Source organism: Thioalkalivibrio sulfidiphilus, from assembly GCF_000377945.1.
GTDB classification, from domain to species: Bacteria; Pseudomonadota; Gammaproteobacteria; order Ectothiorhodospirales; family Ectothiorhodospiraceae; genus Thioalkalivibrio_A; species Thioalkalivibrio_A sulfidiphilus_A.
Map to the genome: position 1 here is coordinate 32,854 of NZ_KB898927.1, position 16,396 is coordinate 49,249.

Annotated in this window: 18 protein-coding genes; 14 read left to right on the plus strand and 4 right to left on the minus strand. The window is 64.0% G+C overall.

All coding sequences use genetic code 11. The annotated features are described in order from the left end of the window. The first annotated feature begins 60 nt into the window (after window positions 1-60). From D580_RS0103960 to D580_RS0104000, 10 genes are all read left to right on the plus strand, one after another. On the plus strand, window positions 61-1,704 hold the full coding sequence (locus D580_RS0103960; RefSeq protein ID WP_026289688.1) for a CTP synthase: 1,644 nt from the start codon (window positions 61-63) through the stop codon (window positions 1,702-1,704). Window positions 1,705-1,709: 5 nt separating this feature from the next. Next, window positions 1,710-2,552, plus strand: a complete 843-nt coding sequence (kdsA, locus tag D580_RS0103965; protein WP_018953138.1) for a 3-deoxy-8-phosphooctulonate synthase — start codon at window positions 1,710-1,712, stop codon at window positions 2,550-2,552. Beyond that, complete coding sequence (locus tag D580_RS16525) at window positions 2,553-2,810, plus strand: hypothetical protein (protein ID WP_155999713.1); 258 nt, start codon at window positions 2,553-2,555, stop codon at window positions 2,808-2,810. Between the two features lie 21 nt (window positions 2,811-2,831). Beyond that, window positions 2,832-4,112 (plus strand): phosphopyruvate hydratase, encoded by a 1,281-nt coding sequence (eno, locus tag D580_RS0103970; RefSeq protein ID WP_018953139.1) that lies wholly within the window; start codon window positions 2,832-2,834, stop codon window positions 4,110-4,112. 149 nt (window positions 4,113-4,261) lie between these two features. Further along, the gene (ftsB, locus tag D580_RS0103975) at window positions 4,262-4,549 is read left to right on the plus strand and encodes a cell division protein FtsB (RefSeq protein WP_012637754.1); all 288 of its coding nucleotides are present in this window, start codon (window positions 4,262-4,264) and stop codon (window positions 4,547-4,549) included. Continuing rightward, window positions 4,546-5,292 carry a 2-C-methyl-D-erythritol 4-phosphate cytidylyltransferase gene (gene ispD, locus D580_RS0103980; protein ID WP_018953141.1) on the plus strand — a complete coding sequence of 249 codons (747 nt, stop codon included), beginning with the start codon at window positions 4,546-4,548 and terminating at the stop codon, window positions 5,290-5,292. Before ftsB ends, ispD begins: the two co-directional genes overlap by 4 nt. Before the next feature lie 71 nt (window positions 5,293-5,363). Further along, complete coding sequence (ispF, locus tag D580_RS0103985; protein ID WP_018953142.1) at window positions 5,364-5,846, plus strand: 2-C-methyl-D-erythritol 2,4-cyclodiphosphate synthase; 483 nt, start codon at window positions 5,364-5,366, stop codon at window positions 5,844-5,846. Window positions 5,847-6,015: 169 nt separating this feature from the next. After that, window positions 6,016-8,142, plus strand: coding sequence for a YgiQ family radical SAM protein (locus tag D580_RS0103990; protein WP_018953143.1), 2,127 nt, complete (start codon window positions 6,016-6,018; stop codon window positions 8,140-8,142). Between the two features lie 218 nt (window positions 8,143-8,360). Then, window positions 8,361-9,641 carry a serine--tRNA ligase gene (gene serS / locus D580_RS0103995; RefSeq protein WP_018953144.1) on the plus strand — a complete coding sequence of 427 codons (1,281 nt, stop codon included), beginning with the start codon at window positions 8,361-8,363 and terminating at the stop codon, window positions 9,639-9,641. Window positions 9,642-9,780: 139 nt separating this feature from the next. Continuing rightward, window positions 9,781-10,608 (plus strand): NYN domain-containing protein, encoded by an 828-nt coding sequence (locus tag D580_RS0104000; RefSeq protein WP_018953145.1) that lies wholly within the window; start codon window positions 9,781-9,783, stop codon window positions 10,606-10,608. Window positions 10,609-10,783: 175 nt separating this feature from the next. On the opposite strand, the gene D580_RS0104005 is transcribed toward D580_RS0104000, so the two are convergent. Beyond that, the gene (locus D580_RS0104005) at window positions 10,784-11,746 is read right to left on the minus strand and encodes a class I SAM-dependent methyltransferase (protein ID WP_018953146.1); all 963 of its coding nucleotides are present in this window, start codon (window positions 11,744-11,746) and stop codon (window positions 10,784-10,786) included. Between the two features lie 198 nt (window positions 11,747-11,944). On the opposite strand from D580_RS0104005, the gene D580_RS0104010 reads away from it, so the two are divergent. Next, on the plus strand, window positions 11,945-13,423 hold the full coding sequence (locus tag D580_RS0104010) for a protein adenylyltransferase SelO (protein WP_018953147.1): 1,479 nt from the start codon (window positions 11,945-11,947) through the stop codon (window positions 13,421-13,423). 134 nt (window positions 13,424-13,557) lie between these two features. Next, on the plus strand, window positions 13,558-13,923 hold the full coding sequence (locus tag D580_RS15155) for a hypothetical protein (RefSeq protein WP_018953148.1): 366 nt from the start codon (window positions 13,558-13,560) through the stop codon (window positions 13,921-13,923). Between the two features lie 111 nt (window positions 13,924-14,034). Here the strand turns inward: D580_RS15155 and cyaY are convergent, their stop codons facing one another. Both cyaY and D580_RS0104025 read right to left on the minus strand, forming a co-directional pair. After that, a complete protein-coding gene (gene cyaY, locus D580_RS0104020) occupies window positions 14,035-14,358 on the minus strand; it encodes an iron donor protein CyaY (RefSeq protein ID WP_018953149.1) in 324 nt (107 codons plus the stop codon). Between the two features lie 24 nt (window positions 14,359-14,382). Beyond that, window positions 14,383-14,763, minus strand: coding sequence for a DUF423 domain-containing protein (locus tag D580_RS0104025; RefSeq protein WP_018953150.1), 381 nt, complete (start codon window positions 14,761-14,763; stop codon window positions 14,383-14,385). Between the two features lie 67 nt (window positions 14,764-14,830). Between D580_RS0104025 and D580_RS0104030 the strand changes: the two genes are divergently transcribed. After that, the gene (locus D580_RS0104030; RefSeq protein ID WP_018953151.1) at window positions 14,831-15,313 is read left to right on the plus strand and encodes a YajQ family cyclic di-GMP-binding protein; all 483 of its coding nucleotides are present in this window, start codon (window positions 14,831-14,833) and stop codon (window positions 15,311-15,313) included. Window positions 15,314-15,398: 85 nt separating this feature from the next. Here the strand turns inward: D580_RS0104030 and D580_RS0104035 are convergent, their stop codons facing one another. Then, window positions 15,399-15,719, minus strand: coding sequence for a hypothetical protein (locus tag D580_RS0104035; RefSeq protein WP_018953152.1), 321 nt, complete (start codon window positions 15,717-15,719; stop codon window positions 15,399-15,401). 98 nt (window positions 15,720-15,817) lie between these two features. Between D580_RS0104035 and D580_RS0104040 the strand changes: the two genes are divergently transcribed. Beyond that, window positions 15,818-16,375 carry a hypothetical protein gene (locus tag D580_RS0104040; protein WP_026289690.1) on the plus strand — a complete coding sequence of 186 codons (558 nt, stop codon included), beginning with the start codon at window positions 15,818-15,820 and terminating at the stop codon, window positions 16,373-16,375. Window positions 16,376-16,396: the final 21 nt, after the last annotated feature.

Here is a 16,396-nt window from a genome sequence, read left to right on the forward strand (position 1 = left end):
TTGCTAGACTTTCTGCCCGTCCCGTGCCACCGGGCCGGCCCACTCTCCAAGAGTCTTTCCATGACGCGATATGTGTTCATTACAGGGGGCGTTGTCTCCTCCCTGGGCAAGGGTATTGCCTCCGCTTCCCTGGCCGCCATCCTCGAGGCCCGCGGCCTCAAGGTCACCCTGCTGAAGCTAGATCCCTACATCAACGTGGATCCGGGCACCATGAGTCCCTTCCAGCACGGCGAGGTGTTCGTCACCGAGGACGGCGCGGAGACCGACCTGGACCTGGGTCACTATGAACGCTTCGTGCGCATCAAGACCGGCCGGCGCAACAACTTCACCACGGGACAGATCTACGAGAACGTGATCCGCAAGGAGCGCCGCGGCGACTACCTGGGTGGCACCGTGCAGGTGATCCCCCACATCACCGACGAGATCAAGCGCAGCATCCGCGCCGGTGCCGAGGGTGCCGACATCGCCCTGGTGGAGATCGGCGGCACCGTGGGTGACATCGAATCCCTGCCGTTCCTGGAGGCCATCCGCCAGATGGGCGTGGAGCTGGGCCACGAGAATGCCCTGTTCATCCATCTCACCCTGGTGCCGTACATCGCCGCCGCCGGCGAGATCAAGACCAAGCCCACCCAGCACTCGGTCAAGGAGCTGCGCTCCATCGGTATCCAGCCGGACGTGCTGCTGTGCCGGGCCAACCAGCCCCTGCCGGAAGGCGAACGGCGCAAGATCGCCCTGTTCACCAACGTGGAGGAGCGGGCGGTGATCTCCGCGGTGGACGTGGACAACATCTACAAGATCCCCCTGTGGCTGCATTCCCAGAAGCTGGACGAGATCGTGCTGCGCAAGCTGCACATCGAAGCGCCGCCGGCCGACCTCTCCGACTGGAAGCACGTGGTCAACGCCATGGAGTTCCCCGAGGCGGAGGTCACCGTGGGCATGGTGGGCAAGTACGTGGACCTCACCGAGTCCTACAAGTCCCTGAACGAGGCGCTCACCCACGCGGGCATTCATACCAGCACCAAGGTCACCATCCGTTATCTCGATTCCGAGAAACTGGAGACCGAGGGCACCGGCTGTCTCGAGGGTCTGGATGCCATCCTGGTGCCCGGCGGCTTCGGTGAGCGGGGCGTTGAGGGCAAGATCGCCGCGGTGCGCTATGCGCGGGAGAACAAGATTCCCTATCTGGGCATCTGCCTGGGCATGCAGGTGGCGGTGATCGAGTTCGCCCGCCACGTGGCCGGTCTGGAAGAGGCCCACAGCACCGAGTTCCGGCCCAATACCCCGCACCCGGTGATCGCCCTGATCACGGAGTGGAAGGACCGTGAGGGCCGCATTGAACAGCGCAGTGCGGACTCCGACCTGGGCGGCACCATGCGCCTGGGCGGCCAGGTCTGCCAGCTGACGCCGGGCACCCTGGCCCACCAGTGCTACGGCAGCGATCACATCACCGAGCGGCACCGTCACCGCTACGAATTCAACAACGGCTACCTGGAGACCCTGACCGCCGCGGGACTGGTGATCTCCGGGCGTTCCGAGGACGGCTCCCTGGTGGAGGTGGTGGAACTCAAGGACCACCCCTGGTTCCTGGGCTGCCAGTTCCACCCGGAGTTCACCTCCACACCCCGGGACGGCCATCCCCTGTTTTCCGGGTTCATCCGTGCGGCGCGCGCCCAGCACGAGAAGACCCAGACCAAGAGCGACTGAACATCATGAAACTGTGTCATTTCGAAGCGGGTCTCGAGCACCCGATCTTCCTCATTTCCGGCCCCTGCGTGATCGAGAGCGAGCAGCTGGCCCTGGACACCGCCGGGCGGCTCAAGGAACTCTGCGAGCGGGTCGGTGTGCCCTTCATCTACAAGTCCTCCTTCGACAAGGCCAACCGTTCCTCCACCCGGAGTTTCCGCGGCCTGGGCCTAGAGGAGGGGTTGCGCATCCTGGAGACCGTGAAGCAGCAGATCGGCGTGCCGGTGCTCACCGACGTGCACGAGGACACCCCGCTGGAAGAGGTGGCCGCGGTGGTGGACGTGCTGCAGACCCCGGCCTTCCTGTGCCGCCAGACCAACTTCATCCAGAATGTGGCCCGCCAGGGCCGGCCCGTGAACATCAAGAAGGGCCAGTTCCTGGCCCCCTGGGACATGGGCAACGTGGTGGACAAGGCCCGCGAGGCGGGCAACGAGCAGATCATGGTCTGCGAGCGCGGCGTCTCCTTCGGCTACAACACCCTGGTCTCCGACATGCGCGGCCTGGCGGTGATGCGCGAGACCGGCTGCCCGGTGGTGTTCGACGCCACCCATTCCGTGCAGCAGCCGGGTGGCAAGGGCACCAGCTCCGGCGGCCAGCGGGAATTCGTGCCCGTGCTGGCCCGGGCCGCGGTGGCCTCCGGCGTGGCGGGCCTGTTCATGGAGACCCATCCGGACCCGGACAAGGCCCTGTCCGACGGCCCCAACGCCTGGCCCCTGCCGCTGATGGAAGAACTGCTGGTGACGCTCAAGACCCTGGATGACGTGGTCAAGGCCCAGGGCTTCATCGAGTCGCGTTTCCTGAAAGGATGAATGGACAGGATGAACAGGTTTTTTCAGGATTCACAGGATCTTAAGAGCCAAGAAAATATTAGACAGGATTTACAGGATTTACAGGATTTACAGGATTTACAGGATTTACAGGATTTACAGGATTTACAGGATTTCAAAAAGCCGCCTTTTAATCATGTAAATCCTGTAAATCCTGTCCATTATGTTTTTGTTCTTCATCCTGTGAATCCTGAAAAAACCTGTTCATCCTGTCCATTTATCATCGAATTTCAAACTTGAGATCCAGAGGATTCACCTGCCATGTCCGAGATTGTCGATATCCACGCCCGCGAGATCATTGATTCCCGGGGCAACCCCACCGTCGAGGCGGAAGTCACCCTGGCCTCCGGTGTCATGGGCCGTGCCGCGGTGCCCTCCGGCGCCTCCACCGGCGCCCGCGAGGCCATCGAGTTGCGCGACGAGGATGCCCGCTACGGCGGCAAGGGCGTGCGCAAGGCGGTGGGTCATGTGAACGGCGAGATCCGCGAGGCCCTGCTGGGCATGAAGGCCACCGATCTGGCCGCCGTGGATGGCCGCATGATCGAGCTGGACGGCACCCCCAACAAGAGCCGCCTGGGCGCCAACGCCCTGCTGGCGGTCTCCATGGCCACCGCACACGCCAACGCCGCTGATGCGGGCATGCCCCTGTACCGCCACCTGGGCGGGGAGGAGGCAGTGACCCTGCCCGTGCCCATGATGAACATCGTCAATGGTGGTGCCCACGCGGACAACAGCGTGGACATGCAGGAGTTCATGATCCTGCCCGTGGGTGCATCCTCCATCGCCGAGGCGGTGCGCTACGGCGCCGAGGTCTTCCATGCCCTGAAGAAGGTGCTGCACAAGCGCGGTTCCTCCACCGCCGTGGGTGACGAGGGCGGTTTCGCCCCCGACCTGCCCTCCAACGAGGCGGCCATCGAGGTGATCCTGGAGGCCATCGACAAGGCCGGCTTCAAGGCGGGCCAGGACATCTGGCTGGGCCTGGACTGCGCCAGTTCCGAGTTCCACAAGGACGGCAAGTACGTGCTGGCATCCGAAGGCAAGTCCTTCGATGCCGCCGGCTTTGCCGACTACCTGGCCGGCTGGGTGAATCAGTATCCCATCCTCACCGTCGAGGACGGCATGGCCGAGGACGACTGGGCCGGCTGGAAGCTGCTCACCGAGAAGCTGGGTGGCAAGGTGCAGCTGGTGGGCGACGACCTGTTCGTCACCAACACCGAGATCCTGAAGGAGGGCATCGACAAGCACATCGCCAACTCGATCCTCATCAAGCTCAACCAGATCGGCACCGTGTCCGAGACCCTGGCCGCCATCCACATGGCCCACAAGGCCGGCTACACCGCGGTGATCTCCCACCGTTCCGGCGAGACCGAGGACGTCACCATCGCCGATCTGTCCGTGGCCACTAAGGCCGGCCAGATCAAGACCGGTTCCCTGTCCCGTTCCGACCGCGTGGCCAAGTACAACCAGCTCATCCGCATCGAAGAGGCCCTGGGCAGCGCCGCCAGGTACGCCGGCCGGGGCGCCTTCAAACAGCTGGGCTGAACACACCTTTCAACGCAAAGGCGCTAAGATGCAAAGGGCGCAAAGGTTTTTTTATTCAAAAAGAGCTTTTTTGCGTTCTTCGCGTCTTCGCGCCTTTGCGTTGAAGGCCTTTATCCAGCCACCCCCTGTCTGGGTTACACTACGGACCCATGAAATGGGTGACCGGATTGCTGGTGGTGTTGCTGCTGGGGCTGCAGTACAAGCTGTGGATCGGTGAGGGCAGCGTTGCCGAGGTGTGGCAGTTGCGCCAGACCCTGGAGGCCCAGCGGGCCGAGAACGAAGAGCTGCGCTACCGCAATGCCGCCCTGGATGCGGAGGTCACCGATCTCAAGACCGGCCTGGACGCCATCGAGGAACGGGCCCGGCGTGAACTGGGCATGATCCGTCGCGACGAGACCTTCTTCCAGGTGGTCGGCCGCCCCGGCGAGACCCCATGAGCACTTCCCCTGATTTCTGGGCCGTGATTCCCGCCGCCGGTGTGGGGCGGCGCATGGGCGCCGATCGCCCCAAGCAGTACCTGACGCTGGCCGGGCGCACGGTGCTGGAACACACCCTGGATATCTTCATCCGCAGCCCCCGCATCACCGGGCTGGCCGTGGCCATCGGCGGCGAGGACGAATACTACCGGGAACTCACCATACGCTCCGACAAGCCCCTGCTGGTGGTGCATGGGGGCGAGGAGCGTTGTCACTCGGTGCTCAATGCCCTGCGCGCCCTCAAGCATCAGGCCGCGGACGACGACTGGGTGCTGGTCCATGACGCCGCCCGCCCGTGTCTCTCTGATGAAGATCTTGAGCGGTTGCTGGACACCCTTCGGGACGATCCCGTGGGCGGGCTCCTGGCCGCGCCGGTGGCTGACACCCTCAAGCGCGCCGATACGCAAGGGCGTGTGGCACAGACGGTGGATCGCGGCGGCCTGTGGCGAGCGTTCACCCCGCAGATGTTTCGCTACGCCATGCTGGTGGAGGCCATGGAATACGCCCGGCGGCAGGGCTTGCTCGTGACCGACGAGGCCTCCGCCATGGAGCTTGCCGGCCACGCCCCGCGCCTGGTGGAAGGCAGCCCCGCCAACCTCAAGATCACCAGCCCGGCGGACCTGGCCCTGGCGGAATTTTTTCTCAATCAGGGAAACGCGACGCAAAGGCGCAAAGACGCAGAGGAACGCAAAGAAGATCTTTGATTAATAAGATCTTTGCGATCCTTCGCGTCTTTGCGCCTTTGCGTCGCGTTTGAATTTATCTTGGAGCCACCATGAACATCCGCATCGGACACGGTTACGACGTGCATGCCTTCAAGGCGGGGGACCACGTGGTGCTGGGGGGCGTGCGCATTCCTCACGCCAAGGCCTTCGCTGCCCATTCCGATGGCGACGTGCTGATCCATGCCCTGTGCGACGCCCTGCTGGGCGCGGCGGCGCTGGGGGACATCGGCCGGCATTTCCCGGACACGGACCCGGCCTACAAGGGTGCCGACAGCCGGGTGCTGCTGCGCCGGGTGGTGGAACTGCTGCTTGAGCAGGGTTATCGGGTGGGCAACGTTGACGCCACGATCATCGCCCAGGCCCCGAAGATGGCCCCGCACATCGACGCCATGCGCGCCAACCTGGCCGACGACCTGCGCGTGGCCCAGGCCTGTGTCAACGTCAAGGCCACCACCACCGAGCGCCTGGGCTTCGCCGGCCGCGAGGAAGGCATCGCCGCCCACGCGGTGGTCTTGGTCGAGCAGTTCGGCTGATTAGAACCGCGACGCAAAGGCGCAAAGACGCGAAGGGTCGCAAAGGTCTTAATTAATCAAAGAACCTCTTTGCGTTCCTCTGCGTCTTTGCGCCTTTGCGTCGCAGTTATTCTTTGAATTTCCACCGCCAAAAGCGTCTAATACCCGATAGTTTCAGTAGGTCACTGCCATGCTCCCCGCGAAGAACATCTTTTCCTACCGCAAGTACTGGGCGGAACGCTTCGGCGTCGCGCCGTTTCTGCCCATGTCCCGGGCGGAGATGGATCAGCTTGGCTGGGATTCCTGCGACATCATCCTGGTCACCGGCGATGCCTACGTGGACCACCCGAGCTTCGGCATGGCCATCATCGGCCGCCTGCTGGAGTCCCAGGGCTTTCGGGTGGGCATCATCGCCCAGCCGGACTGGACCTCGGTGGAGGACTTCCGGCGCCTTGGCAAGCCGAATCTCTTCTTCGGCGTCACCGCGGGCAACATGGATTCCATGGTCAACCGCTATACCTCGGACAGGAAGATCCGCCGCAACGACGCCTACACCCCCAATGACGAAGGCGGCAAACGCCCGGACCGGGCGGTGATCGTCTACACCCAGCGCTGCCGGGAGGCCTACAAGGATGCCCCGGTGATCATCGGCGGCATCGAGGCCTCGCTTCGCCGCATCGCCCATTACGACTACTGGTCCGAGAAGGTGCGCCGTTCCATCCTGCTGGATGCCAAGGCGGACCTGCTGCTCTACGGCAACGCCGAGCGCGCCCTGGTGGAGCTGGCCCACCGGGTGGCGAAGGGCGAGCACCCCAAGGACATCCAGGATCTGCGCGGCACGGCGTTCATGCGTGATGCGGTGCCCGGCGGCTTCGTGGAACTGGATTCCACGGAACTGGACACCCCCGGCAAGGTGGACCCACACTCCGATCCCTACGCCATGGTCACGCCGTCGACCTGCGAGACGGCCAAACAGGCCCCCGATGCGCCGCCACCGGTGAAGGTGGTACACCTGCACCGGGAGATCCCCCGGGACCATCCCCGGGAGATGACCGTGGTGCGTCTGCCGTCCTTTGAGCAGGTGAAGTCGGACCCGGTGCTCTATGCCCACGCCTCGCGCCTGCTGCACCTGGAGACCAACCCGGGCAACGCCCGCGCCCTGGTGCAGCGCCACGGCGACAAGGAGGTCTGGCTCAACCCGCCGCCCATTCCGCTCACCACGCCAGAGATGGACGCCCTGTTCGACCTGCCCTACGCCCGGGCACCGCACCCGGCCTACGGCGATGCGCGCATACCCGCCTGGGAGATGATCCGTTTCTCGGTGAACATCATGCGCGGCTGCTTCGGCGGCTGTACCTTCTGCTCCATCACCGAGCACGAGGGGCGCATCATCCAGAACCGTTCCGAGGATTCCATCATCCGCGAGATCGAGGAGATCCGTGACAAGGTGGAGGGCTTCACCGGGGTGATCTCGGACCTGGGCGGCCCCACCGCCAACATGTACCGCATCGCCTGCAAGGACGAGAAGATCGAGCAGAGCTGCCGGCGTCTCTCCTGTGTCTACCCGGAGATCTGCAAGAACCTCAATACCGACCACAGCGCCCTGATCCATCTGTACCGCCGCGCGCGTCAGGTGCCCGGGGTGAAGAAGGTGCTCATCGCCTCGGGCCTGCGCTACGACCTGGCGGTGGAGTCGCCGGAGTACGTGAAGGAGCTGGTGACCCACCACGTGGGCGGGTACTTGAAGATCGCCCCGGAGCACACGGAGCAGGGGCCCCTGTCCCATATGATGAAGCCGGGCATGGGCAGCTACGACCGCTTCAAGGCCCTGTTCGACAAGTTCTCCAAGGAGGCGGGCAAGGAGCAGTACCTGATTCCGTACTTCATCGCCGCGCACCCGGGTACCACGGACGAGGACATGATGAACCTGGCCCTCTGGCTCAAGCGCAATGGTTTTCGCGCCGACCAGGTGCAGGCCTTCCTGCCCGGCCCCATGGCGCTGGCCACCGCCATGTACCATACGGGCCGGAACCCGCTGAAGAACGTGCGCCGCAAGGGCGCGGAGATCGTCTACTCACCCAAGGGCCTGCGCCAGCGCCGCCTGCACAAGGCCTTCCTGCGCTACCACGACCCGGAGAACTGGCCGCTCTTGCGCGAGGCCCTGGAGAACATGGGCCGCGCCGATCTCATCGGCAACGGCAAGCGCCACCTGGTGCCGCGCTACCAGCCCGCCGGCACGGGCGGAACCGGCGGCGAGGGCAAGCGGGTGGGTCGCAAACACCGCCCCCAGAAATTCCGCACCCAGCACACGCGTTGAAGCTTAAGTGCCTTCAACGCAAAGACGCGAAGACGCAAAGGGCGCCAAAAGGCTTTTGATCAAAATATCCTTTGCGCACTTTGCGTCTTCGCGTCTTTGCGTTGAGGATTTTCTTTTGTGATCCCCGGTTTCTAACACGGCAGCATCCCGGCGGCCTCGGCCTCTGTGGTAAGATTCCGCGCTGATTTTTCCGTGAATTCTGCCCAGGACTGCCGCTCATGCTGGATCCCAAACGCCTGCGTAACGAACTGGAAGAGACTGCCGCGCGGCTGGCCCGCCGGGGCTTCCAGCTGGACACCGAGACCTTTGCCCGCCTGGAGGCGGAGCGCAAGCAGATCCAGGTGCATACCCAGGCGCTGCAGAGCGAGCGCAACAGCCGGTCCAAGGCCATCGGCCAGGCCAAGGCCCGGGGCGAGGACATCGAGCCCCTGAAGGCAGAGGTCTCGCGCATCGGCGAGGCCCTGGCCGAGGCGGAGACCCGGCTCGCGGCCCTGCAGGCGGAACTGGACGAGTTCCTGATGGGCATTCCCAACGTGCCCCACGCCTCGGTGCCCGATGGCCTGGATGAGAAGTCCAACGTGGAGATCCGCCGCTGGGGTGAGCCCAGGCGTTTCGATTTTCCGGTGCGGGATCACGTGGCCCTGGGCGAACCCAAGGGCTGGCTCGACTTCGAGACCGGCGCCAAGCTCGCCGGGGCGCGCTTCACCGTCAAGCGGGGCGCCATGGCCCGCCTGCACCGGGCCCTGGTGCAGTTCATGCTGGACCTGCACACCCGGGAGCACGGCTACGAGGAGGTCTACGTCCCCTACCTGGTCAACGCCGATTCCCTGCGCGGCACCGGCCAGCTGCCCAAGTTCGAGGCGGACCTGTTCCACATCAGCGAGCACGGCTACTACCTGATCCCCACCGCCGAGGTGCCGGTCACCAACCTGGCCCGGGACACCATCCTGGAGGCCGCCCAGGTGCCGGCCCGCTTCGTCAGCCACACCCCCTGTTTCCGTTCCGAGGCCGGCTCCTACGGCAAGGACGTGCGCGGCCTGATCCGCCAGCACCAGTTCGAGAAGGTGGAGCTGGTGCAGCTGGTGCCGGCGGAGCAGTCCTGGGATGCCCTGGAGGCGCTCACCGGCCATGCGGAGAAGGTCCTGCAGAAGCTGGAGCTGCCCTACCGGGTGATGGCCCTGTGTGCCGGCGACATGGGTTTCTCCTCCGCCAAGACCTACGACATCGAGGTGTGGCTGCCGGGCCAGGACACCTACCGGGAGATCTCCTCCTGCTCCAACTTCGAGGACTTCCAGGCCCGGCGCATGCTGGCCCGCTACCGCAACCCGGAGACCGGCAAGCCGGAACTGCTGCATACCCTCAACGGCTCAGGCCTGGCCGTGGGCCGCACCCTGGTGGCGGTGCTGGAAAACCACCAGGACGCCGAAGGCCGCATCCACATCCCCGAGGCCCTGCGTCCCTACATGGGCGGACTCGAAGTGCTGGATCCGGCTGCCTGAGGCACACGAAATTAAAACTCGACAGGATTGACATGATTAACATGATTTCTAAAGACAAATTCTTTTAATCCTGTTAATCATGTAAATCCTGTCCAGTGTTTTTGGTCTTAGCCTCATATCCTTAACCACGGAGTCCCCCATGGCCGGTCCCGGTGAAATCAGGAACATGGCGCTGTTCTGCGACTTCGAGAACATCGCCCTCGGTGTGCGCGAGGCCAAGTATCCCAAGTTCGATATCGGCAAGGTCCTGGAGCGGTTGCTGCTCAAGGGCAACATCGTGGTGCGCAAGGCCTACTGCGACTGGGACCGCTACAAGGAATTCAAGGCCCCCATGCACGAGGCCGCCTTCGAGCTGATCGAGATCCCCCACGTGCGCCAGTCCGGCAAGAACTCCGCCGACATCCGCATGGTGGTGGACGCCCTGGACCTCTGCTACACCAAGGGCCACGTGGATTGTTTCGTCATCATCAGCGGCGATTCCGACTTCTCGCCCCTGGTGGCGAAGCTTCGCGAGAACAACAAGCTGGTGATCGGCGTGGGCGTGAAGAAGTCCACCTCCGACCTGCTCACCGCCGCCTGCGACGAGTTCATCTACTACGACGACCTGGTGCGCGAGGCCGCCCACAAGAAGCGCAAGCCCCGCAAGTCCTCCGCCAAGTCCGGCAGCAAGGAAGAGGCCCCGGCCAAAAAGGCCGAGGGACAGGAGGGCGACGAGAAGAAGATGCAGGAGGCCCTGGACCTGATCGTCGAAACCGCCGAGGCCTTACAGGCCGAACGGGGCGAGGACGAGACCGTGTGGGGCTCCATGGTCAAGCAGGCCATCAAGCGCCGCAAGCCCGGTTTCAACGAGAGCTACTACGGCTTCCGTTCCTTCAGTGCGCTGCTCGAGGCGGCGGAGAAGGAGGGCTTGATCAAACTGGAGAAGGACGAGCGCTCGGGGGGGCATATCATTCAGTTGGTGGAATGACGCTATGAAGTAAAAAGTGTGAATTGGGAAGTGGGAACTGGAGATGACCGACTGCAATTGATTTCGTAGGACCTCCGTCCTGCGGGCGAGCATGCATTACAGGAGCATTTTCCCGCAGGCGCGGGCTCCTGTTGTCTTTTGAGGTCTATACTTCGCACTTCCTAATTCACACTTCTTACTTCATCCCGGGTTTCCAGCTCCCCCGCCTTATCATCCAGCACTTGTGCGGCGGGTGTCTTCGAAAGTCCTCCGGCGTGGTCTTCCTGGTGATGTCCTCCAGCTCGCAGGGGATCAGTTCGTCTTCGTAGAGCTTGAAGCCCCGCTTGTTGTTGGAGAAATACAGCACGCCGTCCGCGGTCAGCAGGCTCAGGGCCCGGTTGATCATCCAGGGGTGGTCGCGCTGCACGTCCAGGGTGGTGTCCATGGCCTTGGAGTTGGAGAACGACGGCGGGTCCATGACGATCAGGTCGAAACGCTCCTCGATACGCGAGGAGTGCTCCAGCCACTCCATCACGTCGCAGCGTTCCAGCCGGTGTTCGGGCCGGTCCAGGCCGTTGAGGCGAAGATTGCGACGGGTCCAGTCCTGGTAGGTGTTGGAGAGATCCAGGGTCAGTGAACCGCTGGCCCCGCCTGCGGCGGCGTGCACGGTGAAGCTGCCGGTGTAGGCGAACAGGTTCAGGAAGCGCTTGTCCCGGGCCTGTTCACGCACCAGGGCGCGGGTGACGCGGTGATCCAGGAACAAGCCCGTGTCCAGGTAGCGGTGCAGGTCCACCTCGAACTTCAGTCCGTCCTCGTGCACCACGAAGGGTGCCGGCGGGTTGCCGGTGGCCGCGTACTGATCCGTGCCCTTCTGCCGGCGGCGCACCTTGAAGGCCAGTTCTGCCGGCGGGATCCCGAACAGCCCCGCCACCGTCTCCCGCACCGCATCCACCCAGGCCTCATAGGTGGCCTCGTCCGCCTCCCAGCGGGTCTCATAGGCCTGCACGTGGGGGCGTCCCGCGTACACGTCGATGGCCACGGGAAACTCCGGCAGGTCCCGGTCGTAGATGCGGAAACACTCGATCCCCTGGCGGCGGGCCCACTTGGACCAGTGGCGGAGGTTCTTGGTGAGGCGGTTCAGGAAGGGGGTTGGGTCCATGACAGTGGCAAGTGGCAAGTGGCAAGTGGCAAGTGGCAAGTGGCAAGTGGCAAGTGGCAAGGATACACCGTGTACCCCCGCACTTCCCGGAGGGAAGTGCCCGCCTTTCCTTGCCACTTGAGACTAGCCACTGGCCACTGCCTTAAACCCCGCTGTTTCTGTGTTGATACGGTGCCTCCCGGGCCCCACCATCTGCCCATGCATAAACTCGAAGACCTGAAGTTCATCAACAGCTACGCCCGACTGCCGGAGGCCTTCCACGACCGGCCCATGCCGGCGCCGTTTCCCCAGCCCTACCGGGTGGCCTTCAACGAGAAGGCCGCGGCCCTGATCGGGCTGCACCCGGAGGAGGCGAGCCGGGCGGAGTTCGTCAACGCCTTCACCGGACAGGTCCCCCTGACCGGCATGGAGCCGGTGTCCATGATCTACGCGGGGCACCAGTTCGGCGTCTACGTGCCCCAGCTGGGGGACGGGCGCGCGCTGGTGCTGGGCGAGGTGCAGACGCCGGAAGGGGCGCGCTGGGAACTGCAGCTGAAGGGCAGTGGCCCGACCCGATTCTCCCGGGGCGCCGACGGGCGCGCGGTGCTGCGTTCCACCATCCGGGAGTACCTGGCCAGCGAGGCCATGCATGCCTTGGGCGTGCCCACCACCCGGGCGCTGACCATCCTGGGCAGCGACATGCCCGTGTATCGGGAGCGGGTCGAGACCGCCGCCATCCTGGTGCGCATGGCGCCGAGCCATGTGCGCTTCGGCAGCTTTGAATACTTCGCCCATGGCGGCTACCCTGCGCGGCTGAAGGAACTGGCCGATTACGTGATCGCCCATCATTACCCGGAACTGGCGGAGCGGGATCAGCCCTACTTCGCCTTCCTGGAGACGGTGATTCGGCGCACCGCCGATCTGATCGCCCGATGGCAGGCGGTGGGCTTCGCCCACGGGGTGATGAACACCGACAACATGTCCATCCTCGGCCTGACCATCGACTACGGCCCCTACGGCTTCCTGGACGCCTACCAGCCCGGCTTCATCTGCAACCACTCCGATCATCGGGGTCGCTACGCCTTCGACCAGCAGCCGCGCATCGCCTGGTGGAACCTGGCCTGCCTGGCCCAGGCCCTGCTGCCCCTGCTGCACGAGGACGAGGCGGCGGGTGTGGAACTGGCCAAGGCCGCCCTGGACCGGTTCAACGGCCAGTTCGCCAGCCGCTGGACGGCGCTGATGGGGGCCAAGCTGGGCCTGGCGGAAACCCGCCGTGAGGACCTGGATCTGATCGAGCGTCTGCTGGGCCTGATGGCCGGCAGCGCCGTGGACTACACCCGCTTCTTCCGGGCCCTGGGCCGCTTCCATGATCCCGACTGGTTGCCTGACCTGCGCGCGGCCTTCCGGGAGCCTGAGGCCTTCGACGCCTGGCTCACGGATTACCAGGCGCGGCTGGCCGGTGAAGGACGGGAGGACACGGCACGCCTGGCGGACATGCTGGCGGTCAATCCCAAGTACGTGCTGCGCAACTACCTGGCCCAGATGGCCATCGCGAAGGCGGAGCAGAAGGACTTCAGCGAGCTGGAACGTCTGCAGCGTCTGCTGGAGCGGCCCTTTGACGAGCAGCCGGAGATGGAGGCCTACGCGGCCCTGCCGCCGGACTGGGCGGAGGAGATCGCGGTGAGCTGCTCGTCGTAGGCGCGATTTAAAATTCAAAATTCAAAATTCAAAATTCAAAGGAAGCGTCTGGCCCCTTTAAATTTTGAATCTTGAATTTTGAATTTAATCGACGGGGTTATAATGCCCGCCTCACGTTAACCTCCGGGCCTGTCATGTTCACCCAGCAACAGATCGACGAACACCGCGAGCGGCTGGAGCAGGTGGTGGCGACCGTGCACCACTTCTCGGCAGCCATCTTCATTCTGACCTTCATCGGCTACGGCCTGGCGGTGTATCTCTGGTTCCAGGATCAGACCTGGGCCGGACTGATCGTGGCCACCTTCAGTTATCTCTTCTTCCGGCAGTTCAGGAGCCTTTCGATCGGTCTGGCGCGCATGAAGCTGCGCGAGCGGGAGGGTTTTGCCGAGACCTGGCAGTTGCTGGACGAGGCTCTGAAATCCGAACGCCCCCAAGCGGTCATGCTGGCCCTGGAAACGCGGCTTCGTGCGCCGCGTGAGAATGAGCAGGAAAAGCCTTAAAAGCTTTCAACGCGAAGGCGCAAAGACGCAAAGATCGCAAAGGCTTTTTTAAAAAGGCTTTTTTGCGTCCTCTGCGTCTTTGCGCCTTCGCGTTGGATTTTCAGACTCGATTCAGAGCCTGATCGTCTCACCACAGCACGCGCTCAGTACCCGGTTCAGGGTGTCGGTGAGGCTTTCTCCCGTGCGGTCGTTGAGCCAGTCGTCCCTGTCGGCATCGTAGCTAAAGTGGGCGGGGCCCTCCGGCGAGGCGAGCCAGATCTGGTTGGCGGCCTCCTGACGGTTGAGGATCACCTTGCCGCCGTCCTCGAACTCCACGGTCAACACACCGTCGATAATGTCCATGTCCAGGTCCGCCAGGGCATCGAATGCACTCATGCGCTCGAGCAGGGATTCCAGGGTCTGTTCCGCGTGCAGGGAGAAGGAGATGTCGGCCATGGGATAGTCTCTTGAGTCGTGGGTTCAGGGGTGCTTGAAGCCCTTCCAGGCGCTCCAGGCGAGGATGAGCCAGGCAAGGATGAAGGCGGTGCCGCCGACGGGGGTGATGGGGCCCAGCCAGCGCATGCCCGTGAGCATCAGCAAGTAGAGGCTGCCGGAGAACAGCAGGATTCCGGCCAGCATGAACAGACCTGCCGCGCGCGCACCGCGCTCCGGCAAGTGCGCGTACAGGGCGCCGAGCAGCAGCAGACCCAGGGCGTGCCAGGCCTGGTACCGCACCGCCGTGTGCCAGGCAGCCAGACGCGCGGGCTCCAGGGTGTCGCGCAGTCCATGGGCACCGAAGGCGCCCAGGATCACGGCCAGGGCCATGAGGGCCGCGCCGGTGGTGATGAACAGTCGTTGCATGACAAGTTCCGTCTGTGGAGCGCCCGATTATAATGGGCCCCATCGCATTAACCAGTGGAGAAAGGCCATGCCCTCATTCGACGTGGTGTCCGAGGTGGACATGCAGGAATTGCGCAACGCCGTGGATCAGACCCAGCGGGAGATCGACACGCGCTACGACTTCAAGGGCACCGCCGCGGCCATCGAGCTGAACGAGATGGAGCTGACCCTGTTCGGCGACGCGGAGTTTCAGGTGGAACAGGTGATGGACATCCTGGTGCAGAAGATCGCCAAGCGCGGCATCGACGTGGGTTGCCTCGAACCCGGAAAGCTGGAGGAGGGCGGCGGCAAGGCCCGGCGCACCGTGAAGGTGCTGGCCGGCATCGACACCGACACCGCCCGCAAGATCGTCAAGCTCATCAAGGAGGCCAAGCTCAAGGTGCAGGCCGCCATCCAGGGCGACAAGGTGCGCGTCACCGGCAAGAAGCGCGACGATCTGCAGGCGGTCATCGCCCTGTTACGTCAGGCCGATGTCGGCCTGCCGCTGCAATACAACAACTTCAGGGACTGAAGGAGATCGCAGAGACAAGATACAAGAGGCAAGAGGCAAGAAAAAACGGTTTCAACTTGCCTCTTGCCTCTTGCCTCTAGCGCCTTCATTCCATATCGCTGTCCATGTCCTGTCCAGGTACCCAGCCAGCCTCCTGGGCGCGGGCGATGGCGGCATCGTAGATGCGGGTGTGCTTCTCCCGCAGTTCCGGCGGCAGGCGGCTCACCAGGTGGCCGTAGGGTTCCCAGGCGATATTGACCTTGTCGTAGAGCATCTGGATATCAGCCAGCTTCCAGCCCTCGCAGGTCTCGTCCTCGGCGATCAGGCCGAAGACCCAGGCGTCCTTGATGATGGTGCCGATGGCGGTCATGCCGCCGTGCAGGTCGTTGTGGATGCCCACGTAGGTCTTGGAACTGCGGTCTGTCATGGTTGATACCGTTCGCGTGTCTGCTGGGTCAGGCCGGTATTCTACGTGCCAGGGGCGTTCCGGAACATGTTCCCGGTGAGATGAATCGGAGTTTCTTCATGCAAGCGCTTCCAGTCAGACGCCTCTATTACCGTGTGATCCTCAAGCTCATGGTCCTAGGGCTGGTGCTGTTCGTGGCTCAGGCGATGATCCGGGGTTTCTTCAGCAACCCGGAAACCGATAACCGCCTTGCCCTGGGCGTGGACCTGAGCGCGCTGGCCCCCGGTGAAATGCAGCGTGTGGACTGGGCCGGCAGGGAGGTGCTGGTGCTGCGCCGCAGCCCCGCCATGGACGCGGCGGACGCGGCCCACGAGGACCGGCTCTATGACCCCGATTCCCGCCTGAGCGTCCAGCCCCGGGCGGCCCGCAACCCCGAGCGCACCCTGGTGCCGGGTTACTTCATCGCCTACGGACAGGGCACGGACCTTTCCTGCCCCCTGGACCTGGTCAGCCCCGAGGCCGCCGACGAGGCGGGCTGGGGCGGTGGCTTCACCGACCGCTGCCGGGGCTCCCGCTACGACTTCGCCGGGCGCGTCTACGACGGCCAGCCCGCCCGCCGCAACCTGGAAATCCCCGCCTATCGGGTGGAGGGTGCGCGTATTGTCTTGGGTGAGTGATTAAAGGCTTTCAACGCAAAG

Excerpts from the sequence above, each read along its gene's own strand:
- D580_RS0103990 (WP_018953143.1), top strand. The coding sequence starts at position 6,016 with ATGCTCCCCGCGAAGAACATCTTTTCCTACCGCAAGTACTGGGCGGAA.
- D580_RS0103960 (WP_026289688.1), top strand. The coding sequence starts at position 61 with ATGACGCGATATGTGTTCATTACAGGGGGCGTTGTCTCCTCCCTGGGC.
- D580_RS15155 (WP_018953148.1), top strand. The coding sequence starts at position 13,558 with ATGTTCACCCAGCAACAGATCGACGAACACCGCGAGCGGCTGGAGCAG.
- ispD (WP_018953141.1), top strand. The coding sequence starts at position 4,546 with ATGAGCACTTCCCCTGATTTCTGGGCCGTGATTCCCGCCGCCGGTGTG.
- ftsB (WP_012637754.1), top strand. The coding sequence starts at position 4,262 with ATGAAATGGGTGACCGGATTGCTGGTGGTGTTGCTGCTGGGGCTGCAG.
- ispF (WP_018953142.1), top strand. The coding sequence starts at position 5,364 with ATGAACATCCGCATCGGACACGGTTACGACGTGCATGCCTTCAAGGCG.
- D580_RS0104040 (WP_026289690.1), top strand. The coding sequence starts at position 15,818 with ATGCAAGCGCTTCCAGTCAGACGCCTCTATTACCGTGTGATCCTCAAG.
- serS (WP_018953144.1), top strand. The coding sequence starts at position 8,361 with ATGCTGGATCCCAAACGCCTGCGTAACGAACTGGAAGAGACTGCCGCG.
- cyaY (WP_018953149.1), bottom strand. The coding sequence starts at position 14,358 with ATGGCCGACATCTCCTTCTCCCTGCACGCGGAACAGACCCTGGAATCC.
- eno (WP_018953139.1), top strand. The coding sequence starts at position 2,832 with ATGTCCGAGATTGTCGATATCCACGCCCGCGAGATCATTGATTCCCGG.
- D580_RS0104035 (WP_018953152.1), bottom strand. The coding sequence starts at position 15,719 with ATGACAGACCGCAGTTCCAAGACCTACGTGGGCATCCACAACGACCTG.
- D580_RS0104010 (WP_018953147.1), top strand. The coding sequence starts at position 11,945 with ATGCATAAACTCGAAGACCTGAAGTTCATCAACAGCTACGCCCGACTG.
- D580_RS0104025 (WP_018953150.1), bottom strand. The coding sequence starts at position 14,763 with ATGCAACGACTGTTCATCACCACCGGCGCGGCCCTCATGGCCCTGGCC.
- D580_RS0104005 (WP_018953146.1), bottom strand. The coding sequence starts at position 11,746 with ATGGACCCAACCCCCTTCCTGAACCGCCTCACCAAGAACCTCCGCCAC.
- D580_RS16525 (WP_155999713.1), top strand. The coding sequence starts at position 2,553 with ATGGACAGGATGAACAGGTTTTTTCAGGATTCACAGGATCTTAAGAGC.
- D580_RS0104030 (WP_018953151.1), top strand. The coding sequence starts at position 14,831 with ATGCCCTCATTCGACGTGGTGTCCGAGGTGGACATGCAGGAATTGCGC.
- D580_RS0104000 (WP_018953145.1), top strand. The coding sequence starts at position 9,781 with ATGGCCGGTCCCGGTGAAATCAGGAACATGGCGCTGTTCTGCGACTTC.
- kdsA (WP_018953138.1), top strand. The coding sequence starts at position 1,710 with ATGAAACTGTGTCATTTCGAAGCGGGTCTCGAGCACCCGATCTTCCTC.